24 protein-coding genes and 1 riboswitch are annotated in these 21,916 nt (G+C 38.3%); of the genes, 18 read left to right on the top strand and 6 right to left on the bottom strand.

Annotated elements, in window-relative coordinates; genetic code table 11:
• Positions 1–234: 234 nt before the first annotated feature.
• Positions 235–1,716: an SEC-C domain-containing protein gene (locus BUB71_RS18820; protein ID WP_139278987.1), complete on the top strand. Its 1,482-nt coding sequence runs from the start codon at positions 235–237 to the stop codon at positions 1,714–1,716.
• A gap of 50 nt (positions 1,717–1,766) precedes the next feature.
• Here BUB71_RS18820 and BUB71_RS05075 read toward each other — a convergent pair whose 3' ends face one another.
• Positions 1,767–2,279 (bottom strand): 2'-5' RNA ligase family protein, encoded by a 513-nt coding sequence (locus tag BUB71_RS05075; RefSeq protein ID WP_073153302.1) that lies wholly within the window; start codon positions 2,277–2,279, stop codon positions 1,767–1,769.
• 87 nt (positions 2,280–2,366) lie between these two features.
• Here BUB71_RS05075 and BUB71_RS05070 point away from each other — a divergent pair, with 87 nt between their 5' ends.
• The 9 genes from BUB71_RS05070 (at position 2,367) to BUB71_RS05030 (ending at position 14,439) form a co-directional block, all read left to right on the top strand.
• Positions 2,367–2,897 carry a phosphatidylglycerophosphatase A family protein gene (locus tag BUB71_RS05070; RefSeq protein WP_073153297.1) on the top strand — a complete coding sequence of 177 codons (531 nt, stop codon included), beginning with the start codon at positions 2,367–2,369 and terminating at the stop codon, positions 2,895–2,897.
• A 216-nt stretch (positions 2,898–3,113) separates the two neighbouring features.
• On the top strand, positions 3,114–3,725 hold the full coding sequence (locus BUB71_RS05065; RefSeq protein ID WP_073153293.1) for a PH domain-containing protein: 612 nt from the start codon (positions 3,114–3,116) through the stop codon (positions 3,723–3,725).
• A 130-nt stretch (positions 3,726–3,855) separates the two neighbouring features.
• Positions 3,856–5,496 carry an acetolactate synthase large subunit gene (locus BUB71_RS05060; RefSeq protein WP_073153290.1) on the top strand — a complete coding sequence of 547 codons (1,641 nt, stop codon included), beginning with the start codon at positions 3,856–3,858 and terminating at the stop codon, positions 5,494–5,496.
• A 3-nt stretch (positions 5,497–5,499) separates the two neighbouring features.
• Positions 5,500–6,942 (top strand): NAD-dependent succinate-semialdehyde dehydrogenase, encoded by a 1,443-nt coding sequence (locus BUB71_RS05055; protein ID WP_073153286.1) that lies wholly within the window; start codon positions 5,500–5,502, stop codon positions 6,940–6,942.
• A 22-nt stretch (positions 6,943–6,964) separates the two neighbouring features.
• Positions 6,965–7,306, top strand: coding sequence for a darcynin family protein (locus BUB71_RS05050; RefSeq protein WP_073153283.1), 342 nt, complete (start codon positions 6,965–6,967; stop codon positions 7,304–7,306).
• Between the two features lie 269 nt (positions 7,307–7,575).
• Positions 7,576–7,710, top strand: a riboswitch (cyclic di-AMP (ydaO/yuaA leader).
• The gene (locus BUB71_RS05045; protein WP_073153280.1) at positions 7,711–8,604 is read left to right on the top strand and encodes a LysM peptidoglycan-binding domain-containing protein; all 894 of its coding nucleotides are present in this window, start codon (positions 7,711–7,713) and stop codon (positions 8,602–8,604) included. It abuts the riboswitch before it with no gap.
• A gap of 142 nt (positions 8,605–8,746) precedes the next feature.
• Positions 8,747–12,370 (top strand): dynamin family protein, encoded by a 3,624-nt coding sequence (locus BUB71_RS05040; protein ID WP_073153277.1) that lies wholly within the window; start codon positions 8,747–8,749, stop codon positions 12,368–12,370.
• Between the two features lie 35 nt (positions 12,371–12,405).
• Positions 12,406–13,293 (top strand): polyamine aminopropyltransferase, encoded by an 888-nt coding sequence (gene speE, locus BUB71_RS05035; RefSeq protein WP_084731118.1) that lies wholly within the window; start codon positions 12,406–12,408, stop codon positions 13,291–13,293.
• Between the two features lie 60 nt (positions 13,294–13,353).
• On the top strand, positions 13,354–14,439 hold the full coding sequence (locus BUB71_RS05030) for a M23 family metallopeptidase (RefSeq protein ID WP_073153274.1): 1,086 nt from the start codon (positions 13,354–13,356) through the stop codon (positions 14,437–14,439).
• Between the two features lie 49 nt (positions 14,440–14,488).
• Here BUB71_RS05030 and BUB71_RS05025 read toward each other — a convergent pair whose 3' ends face one another.
• A complete protein-coding gene (locus BUB71_RS05025) occupies positions 14,489–14,899 on the bottom strand; it encodes a DUF1885 family protein (protein WP_073153271.1) in 411 nt (136 codons plus the stop codon).
• Positions 14,900–15,175: 276 nt separating this feature from the next.
• On the opposite strand from BUB71_RS05025, the gene BUB71_RS05020 reads away from it, so the two are divergent.
• The gene (locus tag BUB71_RS05020) at positions 15,176–15,625 is read left to right on the top strand and encodes a GAF domain-containing protein (protein ID WP_073153268.1); all 450 of its coding nucleotides are present in this window, start codon (positions 15,176–15,178) and stop codon (positions 15,623–15,625) included.
• Between the two features lie 116 nt (positions 15,626–15,741).
• Positions 15,742–16,044 carry a DUF3055 domain-containing protein gene (locus BUB71_RS05015; protein WP_073153265.1) on the top strand — a complete coding sequence of 101 codons (303 nt, stop codon included), beginning with the start codon at positions 15,742–15,744 and terminating at the stop codon, positions 16,042–16,044.
• Positions 16,045–16,128: 84 nt separating this feature from the next.
• On the opposite strand, the gene yfkAB is transcribed toward BUB71_RS05015, so the two are convergent.
• A complete protein-coding gene (gene yfkAB / locus BUB71_RS05010; RefSeq protein WP_073153261.1) occupies positions 16,129–17,256 on the bottom strand; it encodes a radical SAM/CxCxxxxC motif protein YfkAB in 1,128 nt (375 codons plus the stop codon).
• A 204-nt stretch (positions 17,257–17,460) separates the two neighbouring features.
• On the opposite strand from yfkAB, the gene BUB71_RS19025 reads away from it, so the two are divergent.
• Positions 17,461–17,619, top strand: a complete 159-nt coding sequence (locus BUB71_RS19025) for a GapA-binding peptide SR1P (protein WP_139278986.1) — start codon at positions 17,461–17,463, stop codon at positions 17,617–17,619.
• A gap of 33 nt (positions 17,620–17,652) precedes the next feature.
• Here the strand turns inward: BUB71_RS19025 and BUB71_RS05005 are convergent, their stop codons facing one another.
• Positions 17,653–18,282: a DUF1054 domain-containing protein gene (locus BUB71_RS05005; protein WP_073153258.1), complete on the bottom strand. Its 630-nt coding sequence runs from the start codon at positions 18,280–18,282 to the stop codon at positions 17,653–17,655.
• Between the two features lie 272 nt (positions 18,283–18,554).
• On the opposite strand from BUB71_RS05005, the gene BUB71_RS05000 reads away from it, so the two are divergent.
• The 4 genes from BUB71_RS05000 (at position 18,555) to BUB71_RS04985 (ending at position 20,452) form a co-directional block, all read left to right on the top strand.
• Complete coding sequence (locus tag BUB71_RS05000; protein ID WP_073154077.1) at positions 18,555–18,746, top strand: hypothetical protein; 192 nt, start codon at positions 18,555–18,557, stop codon at positions 18,744–18,746.
• Between the two features lie 168 nt (positions 18,747–18,914).
• Positions 18,915–19,760, top strand: a complete 846-nt coding sequence (locus tag BUB71_RS04995; protein WP_073153255.1) for a deoxyribonuclease IV — start codon at positions 18,915–18,917, stop codon at positions 19,758–19,760.
• Positions 19,761–19,780: 20 nt separating this feature from the next.
• Positions 19,781–20,074 (top strand): YlaH-like family protein, encoded by a 294-nt coding sequence (locus tag BUB71_RS04990; RefSeq protein ID WP_084731114.1) that lies wholly within the window; start codon positions 19,781–19,783, stop codon positions 20,072–20,074.
• A gap of 81 nt (positions 20,075–20,155) precedes the next feature.
• The gene (locus BUB71_RS04985; RefSeq protein WP_084731112.1) at positions 20,156–20,452 is read left to right on the top strand and encodes a hypothetical protein; all 297 of its coding nucleotides are present in this window, start codon (positions 20,156–20,158) and stop codon (positions 20,450–20,452) included.
• Here BUB71_RS04985 and BUB71_RS04980 read toward each other — a convergent pair.
• Both BUB71_RS04980 and BUB71_RS04975 read right to left on the bottom strand, forming a co-directional pair.
• On the bottom strand, positions 20,437–20,598 hold the full coding sequence (locus BUB71_RS04980; RefSeq protein ID WP_084731110.1) for a DUF2197 domain-containing protein: 162 nt from the start codon (positions 20,596–20,598) through the stop codon (positions 20,437–20,439). The two genes, BUB71_RS04985 and BUB71_RS04980, sit on opposite strands and share 16 nt — an antisense overlap.
• Positions 20,599–20,652: 54 nt before the next feature.
• Positions 20,653–21,171, bottom strand: a complete 519-nt coding sequence (locus BUB71_RS04975; protein WP_073153253.1) for a YhcN/YlaJ family sporulation lipoprotein — start codon at positions 21,169–21,171, stop codon at positions 20,653–20,655.
• Between the two features lie 115 nt (positions 21,172–21,286).
• On the opposite strand from BUB71_RS04975, the gene BUB71_RS04970 reads away from it, so the two are divergent.
• Positions 21,287–21,916: an MBL fold metallo-hydrolase gene (locus tag BUB71_RS04970; RefSeq protein WP_073153251.1), complete on the top strand. Its 630-nt coding sequence runs from the start codon at positions 21,287–21,289 to the stop codon at positions 21,914–21,916.

Raw genomic sequence — 21,916 nt, 5'->3', positions numbered from 1 at the left:
TCATTTCTGTTCATGGTTCATCGTTCAATCCTGCAATGATGAAAGGCATTGCAGTTTTTTTTTGAAAAAAACGGGAATATAAGAATTAGTTGTTTCTATTTGTATTGCAGACAATTTGTTTAAGATGAATTTGGGAATAAATGTTAATTAATTGATTTTTTTTCAAATTTTTCTTTGTATTAAACGATTATTTTCGTTATACTTGAGGCAAGGAAATGAGTTGAGGTGTCAAGAATGGCTGGACGCAATGATCCTTGCCCATGTGGTAGTCATAAGAAATATAAGAAATGTTGTGAACGTGTTATTGCCTTCTCTCAAGCAGAGCAAGTAAAGGCTCGCCGTGAGAGGGAATGGTTTATGCAAGGCAAATCAGAGTTAGTACACTGGTTTAAAAAGCATTGGTCTGATGAAAAGCATTGTAAGTGGTCATCACATTTTAAGGAGTTACTCCAGCTTGAACAGGACCAACCAATTCCCCAGCATTTTTATGTATCTTTTGCGTATTGGTTATTGTTTGACGCTTGTTGTATGGAAGGTGAACGCCCAGTAGATCGTTGGATACGATCTTTTCCGGTTCCTACAGAACAAGAGCGTCTGATTCATAGTTTTAAAGATTTATCTTTATCATGCTATGAAGTGATCGACATAAGGGAAGAGAGGATGCTTTTCCATAGGTTATTCGATGGTGTTAAGATTGAGATACATACTTGTCAACATTCTACATTTGAAAAAGGGGATCTCGTCTTTACCCGTCTGATTCGCTTTGGAAATCATTATCAATTTGTTGGCCCTTATACATCTTTTGTGCATGAGATGAGAGGGGAGATACTCGTGCAACTAGAGAAATTTAATCATCCCGATGAGGAGCACAAAGATTATACGACGCGAAACCATGTTTGGAGAGTTCTCGGCTATTCCATCCAACGAGCAAAAGAACTGGAAAGAATTGAAGAGCTAGTTGCGGCTTCAGAGGATGTGTTAGGGAGTGTAGATGACTCAGTGATCCTCGATGCGATGGAGCAGAAAGAAGCAAATCAAAAACCAGGGTTACCCTTAAAAATCATGCAACAACTTGAACAGTTTTTTGTAACCTGTGTATCTCCGCTACAAAAAAAGACACAGTCACTTTATGGTGATTCATTCGAATTATTATTTCGCTTTCTGTCTGATCGTTATGGACAATCTTTCGATTGGAAGCAGTTGGATCGAGATACATTAATCCATTTCTTTACGGTTTGGTATCTGGATCATGTTTCAACGACTCCTACCTCCAGTAAGATTTTTCTAAACACCATGAAAACCTTTTTCCGATGGTTAGCAGCTGAAAAGATCAGCGATATCTATCATCAATTTTTTCAACCCGTCTATCTTGCCTTGATTCGAACGTTACCGATTACTATTGAAGCTCGCAAGTGGTTGCGGATCAATGGAGTAACTTCAACACAACGTGGGCAAGGTCCCCCTGTCTTAACTGACCTCTATCAATTGGCTATCTCTTCCTCAGGACCAGTTTTGCTTGTTGGTAATAAATGGATTTCGGTTCGTCTAAGTGGTTTCCCTCCTATGTGGGAAGAGAATCGATTTTGGATTCGTGGAAGTATCCAAAAAGTAAATGCTGAATCAGTCTTTACGCATATTGAAAATGTATATCCGGCGGTGATGGTTGAAGAATCGAATTCTCCTCAACCGTTGCGCTATATTGAAAACAGTAATTAAAACTCCCCAAGCCATTCAACTGATTTAGGCATGGGGAGTTTTGGTTCATTTTATAAATCGGAAAAGATGAATGATTGATGAATACTCCACGATTTATTTTCTAATTGATACATAAGATGAAAGCGATCAATTATGCTGAATAAATCAAAAGTTTGCATGCGTAATCGTCCATAAACATCGTGAAGTTCTTCTTCACGCATCTTTTGACCGATTGTCACATGTGGAATAAACTCATATGGATGGTCAGTGTTTGGAAATATGTCATGAATCTTTTGATGAAGGTCATGTAGAGGTTTTTGTTCATCAATAGCTAGATAGATTGTTGATGTAACAGGGTGAAAGTGGCTTACCTTATTGATTTGAATGGTGAAGGGTTGACTTTCCTTTGCGATTTTACTGAGTTTTGGTACGATATGTGATAGATCTTCTTCGTCAGCTGTGAATTTTTCTTTTAAGGTAATGTGTGGTGGAATAAATGTATAGTGTGGGTCATATCGCTTCCGAAATGAGTTAGCAGTGTCCTGAACATCTTTACGTGGAAAAGCAACGATTCCAAAGTCCATACAAAAACCTCCTTGTAAAATAAGGGAATTGAGCGTATGCTCATTATAACATATGTAAAACGTGATCCGTCATGGGAGGCATGAGAAATGAAACGAGTGCATAGCAAAGAAGTAAAACATGCTGTTATGGAACGACTAAATAAACGAGGGGTCACTGTTGAAGCGATCGCTAAGATTGTACGGGAAATGCAAGCAGTATATAATCCAAATTTAAAATTTGAGACATGTATCGAAAGTGTTCATGCTGTACTAAATAAACGCGAAATGCAACATGCTGTGTTGGTAGGAACAGAGTTAGACATATTAGCTGAACAAGGGCTCTTATCTGAACCTTTACTATCGCTTGTCAAAGAAGACGAGGGGTTATTTGGTTGCGATGAAACTTTGGCTTTGGGATCAGTCTTTGGGTATGGAAGCATTGCAGTCACCAGTTTTGGCTATTTAGATAAAAATAAAATTGGATTGATTAAGGAATTAGACACAACGAAAAATGGACCTGTCAATACATTCTTAGATGACTTAGTTGCTAGTATCGCTGCCAATGCGGCAAGTCGTGTTGCACATCGTCTTCGTGATGAAGAGGAGCGTGAGAATCAATCAGTTCCCGCAGGAAGCTAATGTCCATTAGGTTGGATAAGAACCAGTGTCAGACGAGGGAGAAGAACAATACTACTCTTTCGATCTGGCTTTTTTTGCTTCAATTCATATCCGTCCCTAAATTCAATGCAAAAACCAACTTCATACAATTTTAATCAATACTATCATTTTTAATATGATATAATTGATATTGATTCAGATTATAAAATCGGTCAATCCAAAAGGAGATGGCTCTATATGTTTAAAAAAGTAGCAGCAGATGTATTAGGAATTGGAGATGTTGGTACGGTCATCAAACCTGAAGATTATGACAAAGTGGATGCAGATGATTATATTTTACATGAAGATGATGAGAAAATTTATTTCCTTATCAAATCGAAATCAGATGAATATTGCTTTACAAATTTAGCGTTTGTACATGTTGATGGATTAAGTGCGGCAAGTAAGAAACGTACATTACGCCGCTATAATTATGCAAACAATAAAATTAAAAATGTCTTATTAGAAACAGCTGGCACGGTAGATTTGGATGTTGAAATTAAATTTTCAATTGGGCAAAATTCTTATTCAATAGACGTACATAAAAAACACTTAGACGAGGTAAAAGATTTATATAAAGCATTGATCAAAATAGCAGAAACAAACCATGACAATGATGCATTGTTTGGGTATGCAAAACAAAGTCTTGACCTTGCTTCCAATACATTGAATCGAATTGGGTCTGAAAACAACTTGGTGGATCAATTTAAAGATTTAAATCAGTTTGCATTTAATTGGTTAGTTGCAGCTCGGAAAAAGTATGTTCCAAAAGATCTAGGGCATATATTTGAGAAGTATATTAATAATTAGTAGTCGGACTGTTACCGACGCCTCCGACTGCAGGGAGGCTTTTTTTGTAGTATTTGTGACCATTTTAGGGAAGACTTTTCATAATGATTATATATGTTAATGTCAGACAAAATGGGAAGGGTTAGATACGATGAAAGTAGCAGAACTATTTGTTCGCTGTTTGGAAAACGAGGGTGTTGAATATATTTTTGGTGTTCCTGGTGAAGAGACCTTAGATTTGATGGAAGCATTAAAGGATTCTAAAATCGAGTTTATTGTGACCCGTCACGAAACAGGTGCAGCTTTTATGGCAGGAATGATGGGGCGTTTAACAGGAAAGCCAGGCGTTTGTCTTTCTACGCTAGGCCCTGGTGCGACAAATATGTTGACAGGTGTAGCTGATGCAAATATGAATCGTGCACCTATCGTGGCCATAACCGCCCAAGCGGGGATGAATCGACAACATAAAGAATCACACCAGGCGTATGATTTGGTCTCTCTGTATCGCCCTGTAACCAAATGGAGTGCATCGATTCGGACTCCTGAGACAACAGGAGAAATTATTCATAAAGCATTTCAGCTTGCAACCACTGAAAAACCAGGCGCAACACATATTGAATTACCCGAAGATATTGCACGTTTGCCTGTCGATGGTCAACCCATCCAGTCATCGCATCCAAACAAATTACAAATAGAAGCAACTGATCAATCGATTCAGCATGCAGCAGAGTTGATCAATCATGCAAAACAGCCGATCATTCTTTGTGGAAATGGAGTTGCGCGTAACAAAGCGGAACAGCAAGTTCTACAATTAGCTGAGCATATTCAAACACCCGTTACAGAGACCTTTATGGGTAAAGGTACACTCCCATCTAATCATCCGCTTGCAATGCTAACAACTGGCTTCCCTGGAAAAGACTATATTCAGGTCGCATTTGCGAAAGCCGATTTGATTATTACAATCGGGTTCGATATGTTTGAATATCGACCTGATCGTTGGAATGCGCAGCGTACCCCGATTCTTCATATCGATTCGCTTGAAGCTGAAATCGATGCTCATTACCCAGTAAGAGGAGAAGTTGTAGGAGATCTACAGGAGAATATCAAGCGACTGATTCATGCATTAACACCTAGAGAGCAGATGGATGAATGGTACCAAGAACTGCGCACTCGAATGCGTGAAGAAATTATATCTATGGGCGAAGAGGAAGGTTACCCACTCAAACCACAACGGATTATGGCAGATTTAAAGTCAGTACTAGCGCATGAAGATTTAATTCTTTCAGATGTTGGAGCACATAAAATATGGATGGGACGCATGTATCCTGCCGATTTACCCAACACATGTTTAATATCTAATGGCTTAGCATCGATGGGTTATGCTCTTCCGAGTGCAATTGCAGCAAAAATGGTTCATCCTGAAAGAAATGTAGTGGCAGTAGTTGGGGACGGATCGTTTCTAATGACAGGGATGGAGCTGGAAACAGCGGTTCGACATCAATTACCCATTATTATTTTAATCTGGCGTGATGATGGCTATGGGTTAATTCAGTGGAAGCAACTCTCTCAATTCCAACATTCGGCATATATAAAATTTGGTAACCCTGATTTTGTCTCACTTGCTGAATCATTTGGAGCCTTAGGATATCGGGTCAATCAAACAAATGAGCTAGTTCCGATTCTTCAGAAAGCATTAACTGCTAAACAACCTGTAATTATTGATTGTCCTGTGGACTATACCGAGAATATGGATTTAACGAAACGATTACAAGCAATCGCACAGGAGTTGTAAATCATGAAAACATATGATCTATTACATTTTATTGATGGACAATGGACTGGGAATCAAGATGAGACAATTGAAGTAAAAGACCCAGCTACAGGAGAATTAGTTGGCCAAGTCGCGAGCGGTGGACATAAAGAAACAGCAGCGGCAATTGATGCAGCACATGAAGCATTGGAAAAATGGTCAGGTAAGACAGCCCAAGAACGGGCAACACTAATGCGAAAGTTTATTCAAGTCGTCCAAGAAAACCGTGATGAATTAGCAGAGTTGATGACTCGTGAGATGGGACGGCCTTTAACCGAATCACAAGGTGAAGTCGATTATGCTCTATCCTTTATTGAATGGTTTGCTGAAGAAGCTAGACGAATTTACGGACGAATTGTACCAGGGAAATCAGAAACACATCGCATCCAAGTGATCAAACAACCAGTTGGTGTGGTAGCTGCTGTAACACCTTGGAATTTTCCTGCATCCATGATTACACGAAAATTAGGACCTGCACTCGCTGCTGGATGTACTTTTATCGTAAAGCCAGCTGAGCAAACCCCATTATCAGCTCTAAAATTAGCAGAATGGGCGGTCGAAGCGGGTATCCCTAAAGGTGTCTTTAATGTCGTGAATTGCCGAAAGCCACAGGAATTTACGGAAACGATTATGCAAGATATGCGTGTGCGCAAAATTTCATTCACTGGTTCGACTGAGGTAGGTCGGATCATTATGCGACAAAGTGCAGAGCAGATAAAGAGGGTTTCCTTAGAATTAGGTGGTCATGCACCTTTTATCATTTGTGAAGATGCTGATCTTGATCGAGCCGTTACAGCTGCAATGGCAAGTAAATTTCGAAATTCTGGTCAAACCTGCGTTTGCGCAAATCGCTTTTATGTTCATGAGAAGATTTATGAGCCTTTTTTAGAAGCATTTGCAAAGAAAGTCGCCCAGTTAAAGATGGGTAACGGATTAGAGCCAGATACAGATGTAGGGCCGTTAGTTGATCATGAAAGTTATAAAAAGGTAGCTCGTCAGGTAGAAGATGCAGTAGCGAAGGGAGCCACGTGCTTGGTAGGGGGAAAGGGAACAGAGGCAAATGATCGTGATGTCTATTTCTTTGAACCGACTCTTCTTGCTGATATGAATGAAGAAATGTTGTTAATGAATGAGGAAACCTTTGGTCCAGTCGCTGGAGTGCAAAAGTTTCAGGATGATGATGAAGTGATACGATGGGCAAATCATTCACCGTTTGGATTGGCTGCCTATCTCTTTACGCAGAATGTGTCACGAGGATTGCGGATGGCAGAAAAGCTTGAATATGGAATTGTGGGATGGAATGATGGAGTGCCTTCCACAGCACAGGCGCCTTTTGGTGGTGTAAAGCAAAGTGGTATAGGTAGGGAAGGAGCATTGGAAGGAATCGAAGAGTATTTGGTAACAAAATATATTTCATTAAACCTTTAAGTAGTATCATAGGAGGATCACTATGACCTATACTCTGATCCTGCTTCTAGAGTTTTATCCATCTTGGCTTTCGCTAACTCGTGCTGAGCGAAGAGAGTATGCTGATGATATTTATCGGATTATTGACGATTATGATGGTCAAGTAAAGGTTCGTTTTTTTGATGCAGAAGCATTGCCAGGTAACCATTATACTGATTTTTGCATATGTGAGACAGAGGATTTACAAGCATATCATTTTATGTGGGAGAAAATTCGAGACAGCGCCGCGTATGCACATGGTTTCTTTAAGATTAAAGATGTAATTATGGGGATTGAAAATGCGTATCAGCTTTTCGAGGAGCAAGAACGTCAAAAGAATCAGTAAAGCGAAGAATGGGCGACAAGCCCATTCTTTTTCTATATCAAAAGAAATTTTAATCAGAATGTAAGCGCTTTAATATGTCAATGGAAGAAATTATCATTAGATTATTGTATAAAATCGATTTAAAATTAAATTATTTAAGCAACTCCATACATAGACAGCGATTTCAGATCACATATGCCAATGAAAAAAGTCAAGAAAAGTATTTGATTCGGTTTCTGGTAATTTTTATGCAATGACCGAGTTTCGAATCCGCGTTAGGATAGGCAATGTCAAAAAAACAGCCTAATCTTCATTATTTGAAGAACGGAGGAACCAAATTTTGGGGGTTAACTTACAATTTTGTAAGAGGGAACCTTTCTCCCTAGCCCGTCAGCTAACTCCGTCGGCTTGGAAGGAGAGAGTTTATGTACAAGCAGTTCAAGACATTGACTGCAGCATGTATGTTCACATTAAGTTTAGCTGCAATGACCGGATTTCAAACAGCAGCAGCAGAGGAGATCCAAGGATCAATTCAGGTGAAGAAGGGAGAAACTCTAGGTTCAATTGCCGCTCAATATGGTACCACCCCTGAGGTATGGAAGAAAGCAAATCACTTGGATGATGACCAAGTAGATGTCGGCCAGAAATTAAATATTGTTTTTCCTTATAAAGTTGTTGCAGGAGATCAGATTGAATATATTGCAAAGCGGTATAAAACTTCCGTGCAAGCGATCTCCGCTTTGAATGGTCTCACCGACAAAAATCTGCAAGAGAATCAAAATATTACTATTCCTGTGAAGACTCGTTTTGTGACTACCAATTCAGAAGAGCTTCAACAAGAAGCACAGCAAGAAAGACTAGCAAAAGCGAAGGAAAAAGCGGAAAAACAAGCAAAGTTAAAAAAGGTAGCCACAGCTCAGGAAGAGGACAAACAGACATCTGAAAAGGCAGAAACGAAGTCTGAGAGTGAGCAATCGAGTTCAAGTATCGCTGGCTATCAAATCAAACAAAAGATTGATATGAAAGCTACTGCATATGGAGTTGCCGGGAATGAACAATGGGGAACATTAACTGCAAGCGGTACACATGTACGTCCAGGAGTTGTTGCAGTTGACCCAAATGTAATTCCTTTGGGCAGCAAGGTTTATGTTACTGGATATGATTCACCCTATCTTCCTAAAGGTGGATTTGTAGGAATTGCGGAAGATACAGGTGGTGCGATTAAAGGGAATCGGATTGATATCTTTGTCGATAAACCAGAGAGTAAAGTGAGCCAATTTGGTATTCAAGGGGTTAAAGTATATATTCTAGAAAAATAGTATTTAGTCTAACCTCATCTCAGGAAGATGGGGTTTTTTATATGGAAGAGAGTGCTTTACTCTGTAGGGTGGTGCTTTTTAATTTCAGAGTATATAATATTATGATGTGTAAAATGACTAGAATCTAAGGAGTAGCAATTATATGCAACGGACCAAATCATCGAAGGAACTCGACCGATTCGCTTCTATGGTTGAATTAATTGCTTCTACAGGCGAAAAAACGATGAGCAGGAAAATGAAGGCATTAATGAAAAAAGCAGATCGCGAAGAATATGCGATCGCTTTTTGCGGTCACTTTTCTGCAGGTAAGTCTTCTATGATTAATAAATTATATGGAGAGTCATTATTACCCACGAGCCCTATCCCTACTAGCACAAACCTTGTGCAAATTCGTCAGGGATCTAATTTGGTTAAATGTTGGACACATAAAGGTTCAGTGCGTGTTTACTCAAATGTAGAAGATGAAGAATTTCAAGCTCTTTGTAAAGCTGGTGAAGAGATTGCCATGATTGAACTCTCGCGTCCAGATGCCCCATTACCCAAGCGAGTGGTTATTATGGATACACCAGGAATTGACTCTGCCAATGATGCAGATCAAATCGCGACAGAATCAATGCTCCATCTTGCAGATACGATTTTTTATGTCATGGACTATAACCATGTTGAAGCAGAAGTGAATATGCATTTCATTCGAGAATTAGGAAAACGAAGAAAACGCATTTTTCTGGTTGTAAACCAAATTGATAAACATCGTGATGAAGAAGGTACAATTGATCAATATCGAGATCGCATCATATCTACTTTTAATCAATGGGAACTTACATATGAGAAGCTCTTTTTCACTTCATTCAGATTGCCAGAGCAGGCGAAACAGAATGAATGGCTTCAATTGAAACAATTGATACATGAGCTCATGCAAACAGCTGATTATCAAACTGGATTGGAAAAAGAAGTAAAATTCACCTTAGAAGAGTATCAATCACGTAAGGAGGCTGAATGGGAGAAAGAGCAGGAAGCATTATCAGGATTTGCGGGAAAAGAACTAGATGAGCGCTATCAAACTGTTAGTAAAGAATGTAAGCAAACCCAACACGCCATTGTGCAGCTGGATACAACTTTAGAAAAAGAATTACAATTACAGTTTAACCACGCATATTTATCTCCATATGAATTACGTGAACAAGCTCAAAGTTATCTTGAATCATTACATCATTCTTTTAAAGTAGGTAGTTTTTTCGGTTCGAAGAAAAAAACAGTTCAAGAGCGGGAGAAACGATTATCAAGTTTTTTTCAGCTGAGTTGCCAAATTGTGGAGACACAATTAGACCTTCATCTTAAACAGTGGTTGATTCGCTTATTAGAACAACATCAGCTGGAAGGAAAATTTGATCCAAAGCAGATTTATGAATGGAATTTGCCAGTAACCAAAGCATTATTACAAGCACAAGTAAAAGCAGGGACAGATTTAACAGGTAATTATTTATTTACTTATATTGAAGATGTGATGCAAGCAGTAAAGTTACAATATCGGCAACGAATAACGCCAATCTTGAATGAAATTAAAAAACTTGTAGAAGTGCAGTTGAAAGAGAGACTGGAGCAACTGCAACAGCAGGAGCAAAGACTAAACGGACTATTGGAACAGAAAAAACAACTAGAGCAGAAACAACAAACTGATCGTGCAGTCATACGACGGCTACGGGGTATTTGGCAAGGAGAAGTTCCTCCAATTCATAAGCATAAAGTATCTATTTACTTACAAGAAGACGAAGTTCCTACAGTTAGCTTGTCTCCTCACCCTCTCCAGAAAAATGTTCAATCCATATATGCTGCTAAGCAGATTGATCCACATAAAACAAATATCGACCTTTTTGCCCGACTACCAGAGATTGAGAGCGGATTAAGACAAGTTCACAAAGCATTGATGAATGACAATGTGATGAGTAAGTGGTTTGCAAATAGCCTTGAACGATTACAGAATCGTAATTTCACAACGGCACTATTTGGGGCATTTAGTGCTGGTAAATCTTCATTTGCAAATGCATGTTTAGGAGAAGCAATTCTTCCCGTTTCTGCAAATCCTACTACGGCTGTTGTTCATCGCATTGAGCCCTGTGATGAGGATAAAACACATGAAACTTCACTGATTTATTGGAAGTCTGAATCCATGTTGCTGAGTGAACTACAAGAGATATTTCCTCTCTTTTCTATGAACAAACCCGATCAATTCGTTACAGCGTTGAAGCAGATCAAAAAAATTCTACAGCGGAAAAGTTGGAATGAACGTCAGCGAATGGTACAGCCATTTCTAGAAGCTCTTTTAAATGGATATTCAAAATACCAACCGCTATTAGGCACCACTACAACTATCACCAATCTAACAGATCTACAAAAAAACATTGCACATGAAAGTATTTCTTGCTGGATTGATCAAGTCAGAACATTTATTGATACACCTTTGACTCGTCAAGGTTTAACTCTTGTTGATACGCCCGGTGCTGATTCGATCCATGCACGTCATACGGAAGTAGCCTTTCAATATATGAAGCAAGCAGATGCCCTCTTTTTTGTTACTTACTATAATTATGCTTTTTCCCGGGTAGATCGTGAATTTTTAATTCAACTTGGTCGTGTAAAAGAAAGTTTTTCATTGGATAAAATGTTTTTTATCATTAATGCAATTGATTTAGCTCAATCTAAAGATGAACTGGATCAAGTGATTCGCTATGTCCGGGATCAATTAAGTCGATATGGTATCCAAAACCCGCGAATTTACCCGGTATCAAGTCATCAAGCTCTAAAGCCATCACAGCGAGATGAATCAGGAATGGATGCTTTTGAAAATGCTCTGCATGATTTTCTAAGCAGGGATTATCTAGCCGTGCAATTACAACAAATTTTAAATCAATATCGACAAGCAGAGCGGTTATTACAGAAAAGAGTAGAAGTGTTATCTGCTGCTCAGGAAGAGCGCATTGCACATAAAGCACAACACCAACAAAAACATGATCAAAGAATACAAGCGATTGGAACTTGGCAACAGTCAACTGAACTTCCTGCATTTGCCCAGGAGGTACGAGAGTTACTCTACTATGTAAAACAACGTTTATTCTATCGTTTTCATGATTTATATGCTGAACAAATTAACCCATCCAATATTTATGGAGCTACTCGCCAAGCGAAAGAACAACTTCAATCTGCGACTCATGAAGTGATTCGTTTGTTTCGACATGATTTGATGCAAGAAATAAGAGCTACTTCATTGCGTTTAGAACAATGGCTGATCCAAATAGGTGGTAAAGAGATTGAAGGACGCTTGCAGCAATTAAGAGAGTGGGATGATCAAGTTCCGATCACTCATAGTTGGGAACCTGAATGGAAGTCTCCAGAATGGGAAGTACCATTTCCTACATTAGAAGAGTCAGAACTCACTTTACTGTGGAAGCTATTTCGTGGAAGCCGCACTTTTTTTGAAGAGAATGAAAAAGAGATTTTTCGTCATGAGTTGCGAAAAAGATTAGAACCTCTAGTTGATCGTTTCTTAGAACGACAAACAGAGCGCCTGATCGATTATTACCATGATGAATGGGTTGTTCAGACAAATTTATATTGGGGTGAAGTGAAAAGACAGTGTATAGAATACCATCGGGATTGGCTGCAAACATGGCAAAACCCTATTGACCCATTACAGGAACGACAGGTAATTGAGCTGATCCATGATCAGGCGCAACGCTTATCAGGGATTCTATATAAGTCTAGTTCCTAAACTGTAAAAGCGTTCAGAAAGCGAGGTAGAGAATATTGGGTAATTTAGATAAAATGCAACAATTTGAATTTATGGATGGTGGATATTGGTTTACAGAGGACGAACGAATGGATTATGAAGGTGATTTTCATTTTAGGATGGGGTACCGTGTCAAAGATTTAATATATGCGGAGCAAACCCCCATTCAACTGATTACAATTTTAGACACATACACATTTGGTCGTACTCTATTTCTAGATGGTGGCATTCAAACAACAGAAAGAGATGGTTTTATCTATAATGAAATGATGGCACATGTTCCGTTGTCGATTCATCCACATCCAAGAAAAGTATGTGTAATTGGCGGTGGTGATGGTGGAGTGGTCTCAGAGGTAACAAAATATCCAGAGGTGGAACAAATCGATCATGTTGAAATTGATCCAAATGTGATTCAAGCATGTATTAAATATCTGCCAAGTATCGCATCTCGGATGGATGATTTACGAATTCGCTCGATTTATATGGATGCAAGTAAATATGTGCAAGAGAATCAAGAAAAATATGATGTAATGATTGTAGATGCTGCTGATCCAATGGGGCCGGCGAAGATACTGTTTACAGAGGGCTTTTTCCGCGATATTAAACGATCATTGCGGAATGATGGTTTAATGATCATTCAGAGCCATCCGCTCTATTTTCAACAAGAATTAACACACGAAGTGTTTCACCGTATTAGTCATCTCTTTCCGATTACAAAACTTTGTACAGCAACAGTTCCTTCATATCCTGGAGCTTTGCAGTCGTTTGTTGTAGGCTCTAATCAGTATGCAAACGTGAAAACGGATTTTAATAAGGATACAAAATACGTGAATCGAGATGTAATAGAAGCCTCTTTTGCGATACCGCAAAATTTTTCGGAATTTAAACCGATCATTAGAGGATAAATTGGCAATAATAATTTATGATATGAAATGAAAATGTGTATATAGGGTGAAGGATCAACCATGAAAAAAGCAGCATTGTTTTTGGTAGGTATTTTGTTCGTAGCTGTCATTATTTTTTTTCTACCTAATAACAAAGCTTGGTTAGATCATTATTTTGCTGGTGAAAAAAAAGAAATAACAAAGGTTCAGCAGAAGCAATCCTTACTACTTATGTCTACGCAACAAGTGAAGGATCAACCATATGTACCATTAGAAGATATACAAGATAAGTTGGGTGTAATTGGAAAAGCGGATTTAAAAAATGGAACTTGTGAACTTAGGTTTGGTCAGTCCGTGTTTAAGTTTTTGCGCGATGTGCCAGTTGTTGATCATAATGGAATATATACTCCTTTGCCACAATCAATGATCATTCAAAGATCGAATGTCTTATTACCTGTTTCATTTATTGAAAAAGTGATGGGTCAAAGGACTAGGATGAATCAACAGCAATCATTGGAGGTTTTGTCTAATCAAGTACTTACTGAAAAGCCCCGACCAATTCCAAAAATGAATACAAAACAATTAATCAAGTATTTATCTTTTTTGCATGTTCCAATCAAAGGGGCACATGTAAGTACACAGAATTCCTCTCTACCTGGTGCACCGAGGGCTTATCGTAAAGGTATTCATGAGGGAATTGATTGGTATGGTGGTGACACAACCGGAGTCGCAGTAACGAAGAAGACACCGATTTTATCTATGGCAGATGGGGTAGTTGTCCGAGCAGATCATTCTTATCATGAATGGTCAACAGCGGAGCGGCAACAATTTTTGAGTGAAGGAAAGAAAAATAATGGTCAAACGTCAGATTATATTCTAGATAAGCTGAGAGGTCGCTCTGTTTGGGTTCAATATGCAAATGGTGTCATGGCCAGATATGTTCATTTAAGTGGAATCTCCCCTTCTATACTTGTAGGAAAAAAAATAAAACAAGGTGAAGTGATAGGCTATGTTGGTAATTCTGGTACAAGCGATGGTGTGAAGGGGAATTCAAAAGGTCTACACTTACATCTTGATCTGTTTATTTATGGTGTTTGGTTTTGGGGGAATTATACAGTTAAAGAGCGTCGGATGATTTTAGAACAAGTTTTTAATCCCAATAAGTAAATAAAAAGACCCAACACATGATGCTATGCTTGCTTTCGTTGGGTCTTTTTTATTTTCGTTTGTTAAAGTACATGATTCTTTTATTAAAAAGGTGTAGTTTCCCACCCAATTCTTTTGCAAGATACCGGGATAATTCATTTCCTTTTGCTTGATCCCCTTGAGTACTGCGTTCTGAAAGTGTGATTTGTACCTGGCAAACGCCGTTTTCTTTTTTGCTCACACCCATCAATATCCCTTGATATAGATGAGGCTCTTTTCCTTTTAGAAATAAATATGGCGATGGTTCTGTTTTTTGCTGAACTTCATAGGGAAAGGCCGCCTGTTGGTAATCCCAACCCAACTGTTTTCCTGTATTGGCTGTCATTTCTTGATATTGTAAAAGTAACGCTTCAAGTTCTTTTAGGTCAAGTTCAATTTTCTTAGCCCCATCTACCAATTGGATAAATGCACTCTGACTCATCGTTTCCTCTTCCCCTAACTGAAAGTGGTTATATGAAGCATAAAGAACATATTAATCATATCATAGTAATGATTGTTTTTTCAAATGTCCAATTTATCGGAAAAATATTGGAATATTTAAATCAATTATGATACACTTTTTGTACATTTCTCAAAGGAATTTTGTGATTGAGCTATACTATTTCGTTATAATTGCTTTTATTTCTAATGATAATGATTACATCTATGATAGAAAATAGACTCTTTGAAGTTTAATTAGTTTTGACGGAGGGGTCTAATGCATAAAGCGGAATTGCTTGATGAACTTCGTTCCAGAATTGGAGTTGCTTCTGATCGATGTACAGGAAATATCGAAGAACTGTACGGGTTTGTTTGTGATTCTTTATATGAAGAGATGCCTTGTTACCAAAGTGTGAGTATTTATCAATTGAGCAAGACACATTTTATTCGACAGGTACACGCGGGCAATGAAACATTACCAGCCAACATTCCCTTTGGAGAAGGGCTATTTAGTATTGCTGCTGTACGAGGAAGTATGGTTCATGAATATATTCGACAACAATCTCAAGTTTTTGTTCCTTTTTATTTTGGACATCATCTGATTGGTCAATTGGTTGTCGTCAGCAAGTTGCAACAAATGATTGACGAAGAAGAAGTTTCACTATTTTGCGAACTCGCTTCATTATTCGAGACAAAAGTGAATGAATTTGGGGCACCACATGGTTAACAAGGATAAATGTAAAAGATTGTAAGTGCTGATGAAGTTTAACTCGATATTGATGGGGGTAATACCTTATAACTAAATAAAAATCTTCTAGAATAAAATGATGAGGAGGTCATTTTATGTCAAATATTGAAAGATTGTATGATGAAGCTGAAAATGCACAAGTTCGTTTTGTTGGCTTCGTCTCGGGTAACCAACGCTATGACTACGGAATTGTGTACACAAATCTCTTTTTTGGAAAGCCTTTAGTTGTTTGTATGCAAACTGGACGCTCCTCGTTATTTTCCCTGGAAGATGTGGATAATCTAGAGTATATTCAACAAGTTTTTAACTTGCGATCTCTAGAAGAAGCACAGCAACTCGCGCTGTTTTTTCGGCATAACCTTCCTGCACAATCGATAGAATCAGAAACAGAGATGTAAAGCAACAGCTAATTTGACAACCTAGACCACCATAAACAAAAGGCACTTCTGAATTCTTTTCAGGAGTGCCTTTTCATCGCTCAATTAGACTGATATGTGTGCTTTTCGGGCTTGAAAATCTACATCTTGATAGTAAGTATTCGCTACAAGTAAATTTGGACCTGTACAATGTGCCTTTGGACAATAACAATGATATTTCTTAGCTAAGGGGTGATCTAACCACAGATCAAAGATGGTGGTAAGTGAATCTGTTTTAATATTTCCTAATGGGGGAACATCAGCAAAATCGGTTACAATTACATCTCCAGTGAATGCATTGATATTTAAACGATTTCGCCCATCGGGATCTTGACGAACGGTGATATTAGGTTCATGAAATAATCGTAACCATAAATCTTGATCTGATTGATGATGACTACATGGATAAATCGGCAGAGTTCCAAATAAGATCCAGATAGCTGGATCACGATCATTTAGGAGATTTTCGATAGCAGCTTTGTATTCATCGACTGAGAGCAATTTCATACCTTTTGCAAAATCACTTGGATAAAGTGGATGTACTTCATGACGCTTACAACCCATTTCAGCTATCTCCTTATGCATATGTGGAAGATGTGGGGCAGTGAATGGGCTTAGAAATGTTTCTGCTGAGATGAAGACCCCGGCTTTTGATAAAACGATGGCATTATCCTTCAGCCGCTGAAATAATCGATTGGTTAAAGTGGCGCTAGGTTGATGATTTGCATTCGCAAAAGCCATCCGCTGAAAGTCTGCTTCATCACGATAGTTATATGAAATATGTAAGACATCAATATCTTCAATCCAATCTTCATATCGTGATAAAGGTAACGTTAGATTAGAATTAAGTTGCGTATAAATCCCTCGTTGCTTTGCATATTGCAAAAGTGGACGAATGGTGTTATCAACAACATGGCGGTTTACAATTGGTTCACCGCCTGTAATGCTCAAGGTTTGTAAATCCTCTACCTTTTCTAATTGGCGAATGAGCTGTTCAACAGGAAGGGAGACTCCTTCTTTTTCAACTAAAGCCTCTCCGACGGCACAATGTTCACACCGCAGGTTACACAGATTGGTAACTGTAAACTCAACACTTGTTAAGCGGTAACGACCTTCCTTACTACGGGTATACCAAGCATCCCAAGGGTCCCATTCAGGTGAGATGGGTTTTTTTCTTTCTGCGAATGATGTCATTTGTTAGCTCCTTTATATTCCAATCCAATATACCGATGAAGAGTATACAAAATATAAATAAACAACGTCAAATATTTATTTTTGGGAATTGAAATAAATGGATTGACAATAAAAAGTATGTCACATTATAATATAAGTGACATATAAATGAGGGTTAGGGGAGACTTTAGTAGGTCATGAACGGCGAAGAAGGGAGGTTAATAAATGGAAGTATTGGTGTGTCAGAATTGCGATCAGATTATTACTTACCTAGAGCAGGGGAAATCTGGAGTTCTTTATGGAAAATGTACACATTGCATTCAACATGATCAGAAGAAGGAAAAAGGAGTTATCCAAACGATGCTTACAAGTCAAGCAAAATAAAACCGCCATCTCCCATTGAGATTGGCGATTTTTTTAGCTTTGCACTGTTAGTAAATACAAGGGTTCTAAATGATCATAGGTATCGATGATATGAGTAAGTAGATCAGTAAGACCTAATTTAGCAGCGGTTTTGCGAGGAATAATGGTCCCGCAGAGAAACTCCGCTTTTTTTATTGTTTCTAATCGCTTTAGAATCGAATGAATGGTATCCTGATTAATCGTTGTAAGTTGTTCAATTTTAGATTGTGTATGGTCACCTGATAGGTAATAATGATTTGGCAGCTTCTCAATGAATTGGGTTTGGTTGAGGAGTTTTTGGGCAAAAGCTTGTTTATCAGGGTATTCATATATGAGCGCAAACCAAATAAAAAGATGTGATTCACATATTCCAAACTGGAAATGTGGATGTGACTTATAACCACGTTTTGAAGCTGACCAGGAAACCCAAGTCTCATTGGGGGGATTTTTTGTTCTTCTCGCATGTCTCGCGATATGGGTATAAAAAGGTCGCTCAAGTTTACTTGTGAGAAATGTTTCTACTTGCTCACTTATTTCCGTAAATTTAGGCTGGATCAAGGTTCGAATCGCTGCCATTCTTTGATCTAAATCGGCAATCGTAAAAAGTGCAAAATCTTGATCTTGAAAACCAACTACTTTACTCACGAATATCCCCTCTTAATACTTTGATAATACTATTCTACCATAATTAACCAATTGCTAAACATAAAGGCGTACAAAAGCCGTGCCAATAATCTATTAATATACGTAAGATAGAGAACAATATTCTTATAATTAGCGCATCATTCTCATGTGAAGAAGAAGGTTTATTTCCGTATATTGGAGGGCAAGATGGAGCCAAGCTATCGGTTTAACCAGCATTATAGTCACCTTAGGAAACCGTGCGTAAAGAGAAAAGGGGTGATCGCGTGGTTACTATGGAGGATGTGATTCGCGCTTATAAGTGTCGAGATCCTGAAGAAAGAATTCCAGTTTTAAGACTGGAACTAGATTATGAACTAGCATTATTGTATGAAGCGATGAGGAGTCAAAATTATATTCAAAAACAAAAATGTTTGCAGAGATTATGGGAGTTGCGTAGAGAGTTATTAATGTTAGAAGAATTATAAACAAAAGATCGTAAGCGCCTTCATTTTGAAGTTGCTTAAAATGAGTCAATCTGATGACAGTTCAGCAGATATGGATGGCTTTTCATTCATTTTGGTTATGATATGATTAAATCACGAAGCGCCCATTGCGGCGCTTTTGTCTGTGTTGGTTGAAAAGGAGGAAGTTTGATGAAGTTTGGTTGCCATATTAGTGTCGCCAAAGGCTTTTATAAAGCATGTCAACAAGCACAAAACTTAGGGGCTGAATCTTTTCAGGTCTTTACAAAGAACCCTCGCTCGCTCCGTCCAAAAAAACTGAACAAAGAGGATGCAAGAAAAGGAAGGGAATTTTGTCAGGCTCAAGGATTAACATTGGTTACACATACTCCATATATTTCAAACTTATCTACACCAAAAGATGATCTTCATCAAGTAACCATTCGTTCCATTCGTGAGGATTTACAGATTGCAGAGGCGTTTGGAGCTATTGGTGCAGTGGTTCATTGTGGTAAGCATATGGGAGAAGGAGAGCAAGCAGGAATCGAGCGGATGATTGAAACATTAAATCAAATCTTGTCTGAGAGTGATGTTGAAACAAAGTTACTACTAGAAAATACGGCAGGTCAAGGAACAGAATTAGGTCTTTCCATTCAGCAGCTCGCCATGATTCGAGATGCAACTGACTATAAGGAAAAGATTGGTTTCTGTTTTGATACATGTCATGGTTTTGCTGCTGGAATATGGACAGCGGAAAGTTTCCCTGAATTTGTTAAGTCCATGAAAAAGTGTGGCTATTATGATCATCTAGTGGCAATTCACTTTAATGATAGCAAAGCACCATTTAATAGTCGCAAAGATCGGCATCAAAAGATTGGTAAAGGTGAAATTGGATCGGAAGCTCTTCAATGTTTCTTACAGGAACCTTCTTTTGAACATCTGCCTATTATCCTAGAAACGCCTGTTGATGATGAGCGTGAATATGCTGCAGAAATTGAATATCTAAAACTACTACAAACTCGAGTAAATGATCGTTAAATGAAAGGAGAGAGGGAGAAGTGGAATGGATTAGCCAGTGGCTTGATCAGATGCCAAATTGGGTTGACTACCTTGTTATCTTAGTCTTAACCGGGATTGTCTATGAGACAACCTTTGCACGTTCACTACCATTATTAAAAAATATAGTTGTCTATATTTTTTTAGCATTGGGCTGCTATTTACTGTTAATCTTTCATATTTTGCGATTTCCAATCATTCCAGCATTGTTTATCACAATTCTATTGATTATCGTTACAAAATGGAGACTTGCTTATTCAAAACGAGGGAAAACGACAGAAAATGTTGACCCGTGATGTCGATTTCTGTTTGTCTGAGGGAAGGAGAAAAAGGGTATAAGAAGAAATGGAAAAGATGGAGCATTTTTAGTAAAGAAGGTGAATGATATCCAATTAACGAACGCTTTATTTAACTGGTTACAGATTCAGGTTGTCTGGAATGCAAGACCTACTGATCGATCTGCTAAGGATACGGTCTCTTTTTTCCAAGATTTACTCAGAGAGGACCATGAAATTGATCAATTAGAGTTAGAACTGGATAAAGAGAAAAGAGTCTATATCATTTCCTACCTGCAAAAAGGGGAGGCTCATCAACAATTATTTCCACAAGAGGAAGCAGAAAAACTGCTACAGGAAATCATTCGTGAGCCTCGTTATAATCAGTCGTTTGAGTGAAGTTCCTGGCGAGCAAGCGTTTCTTCGCTGATTCGATCATGACACTCAGTACATATCTGAATCCGATGTGGATGTTTATGCAGCTTCTTGGTTTGTAAACGGTCAGGTTCGAAAAAACGATCACAAAGAATACAGACTACTTTCATTCATTTTTCTTCCTTTGCTTATTCGTTCTTTCCAATATACAAAATTTACATGCCTTAGTCTACACGGGATGGGACAGTCTTAGACGGTTGAGGTGCAATTCGCCCTGCAATATCTGCTAATTCTTCCATCATACCTTTTATCGGATGCCCCTTGGCAACATCACGGCTTAACTCCCGAATTCTTTGCACAAGGTCTGTATCTGCGGTTACTAACGCGTTTGATCCATTGGGGTCTTTTTTAAGTGCTTGTGCAACCGTATATTTTACTGTCCCAACCCTTGCTCGATCTAGATCAGCATCTACATCAAGTCCCACTAAAGTATATCGACCCAGTGAAATAGCAGTAGCATTATTTACATGAGGTTGTTTAGTCGCAATCTGAACTAAGCGATTTGCGACAACCTGAGGTGAATGTGACCGATGAGCGGATGGATGTGTTTGTTTTACTCGTTGATCATAAGAAACTCGCTGAGGGGTTGCACTTTTATGGTTTGGTGAAGGCAAGGCATTTTTTTGCTGACATCCCATTAATAATAAAAGAGAACCTAATGTTGCAATCACATATTTGAGCATGGTTATACGTCCTTTCTACTGAAATCATTATTTATTACTCTCTCCAAGATTAAAAATGTTAACAGACCAAGATTTGTAAATTTAGGTTTATATGATATAGATAGGAGTACCTTTTGTGAATATTGAAACTTTTACGCTTGGGCCTTTGGGGACTCATACATATTTGCTTACAGATGAACAGCGAAAAGAAGCTATCGTACTTGATCCAGGATATGATCCTGTTTCGTTATTACAAAAGATTGAAGAATATAGCTGTCAAGTTCAAGCTATTGTGCTTACCCATGCTCATTTTGATCATATTGGTGGTTTAAACCAACTTCGTGAATATACAAAAGCTAAGGTTTATCTTCATCAGCAAGAAGCATCATGGCTCGCTGATCCTTCAAAGAATGGTTCCGCACAATTACCTTTAGAATTTATGGTTACATGTGAATCTGCTGATATTTTGTTAAAAGGTAATGAAAAGATACGTTGGATTGGTCGGGAATTTCAAATCCTTCATACTCCTGGCCATTCTCCAGGCAGCATTAGTCTCTATCATGAACCATACCTTTTCTCAGGAGATGCGATTTTTCGACAATCAATTGGTCGTACTGACTTATATCAAGGGAATTACGATCAATTGATTACTTCTATTCATCGAAAATTGCTCACTCTTCCATCAGAGACAACCATTTTTCCTGGACATGGATCTAAAACGAATATTGATTTTGAACGGAAATATAATCCTTTTCTTAGCGATTGA

The organism is Seinonella peptonophila (assembly GCF_900129355.1).
Taxonomy (GTDB): Bacteria; Bacillota; Bacilli; order Thermoactinomycetales; family Thermoactinomycetaceae; genus Seinonella; species Seinonella peptonophila.
The sequence above is the reverse complement of the archived record's forward strand: the minus strand, read 5'-3'. Positions and strand labels throughout refer to the sequence as shown.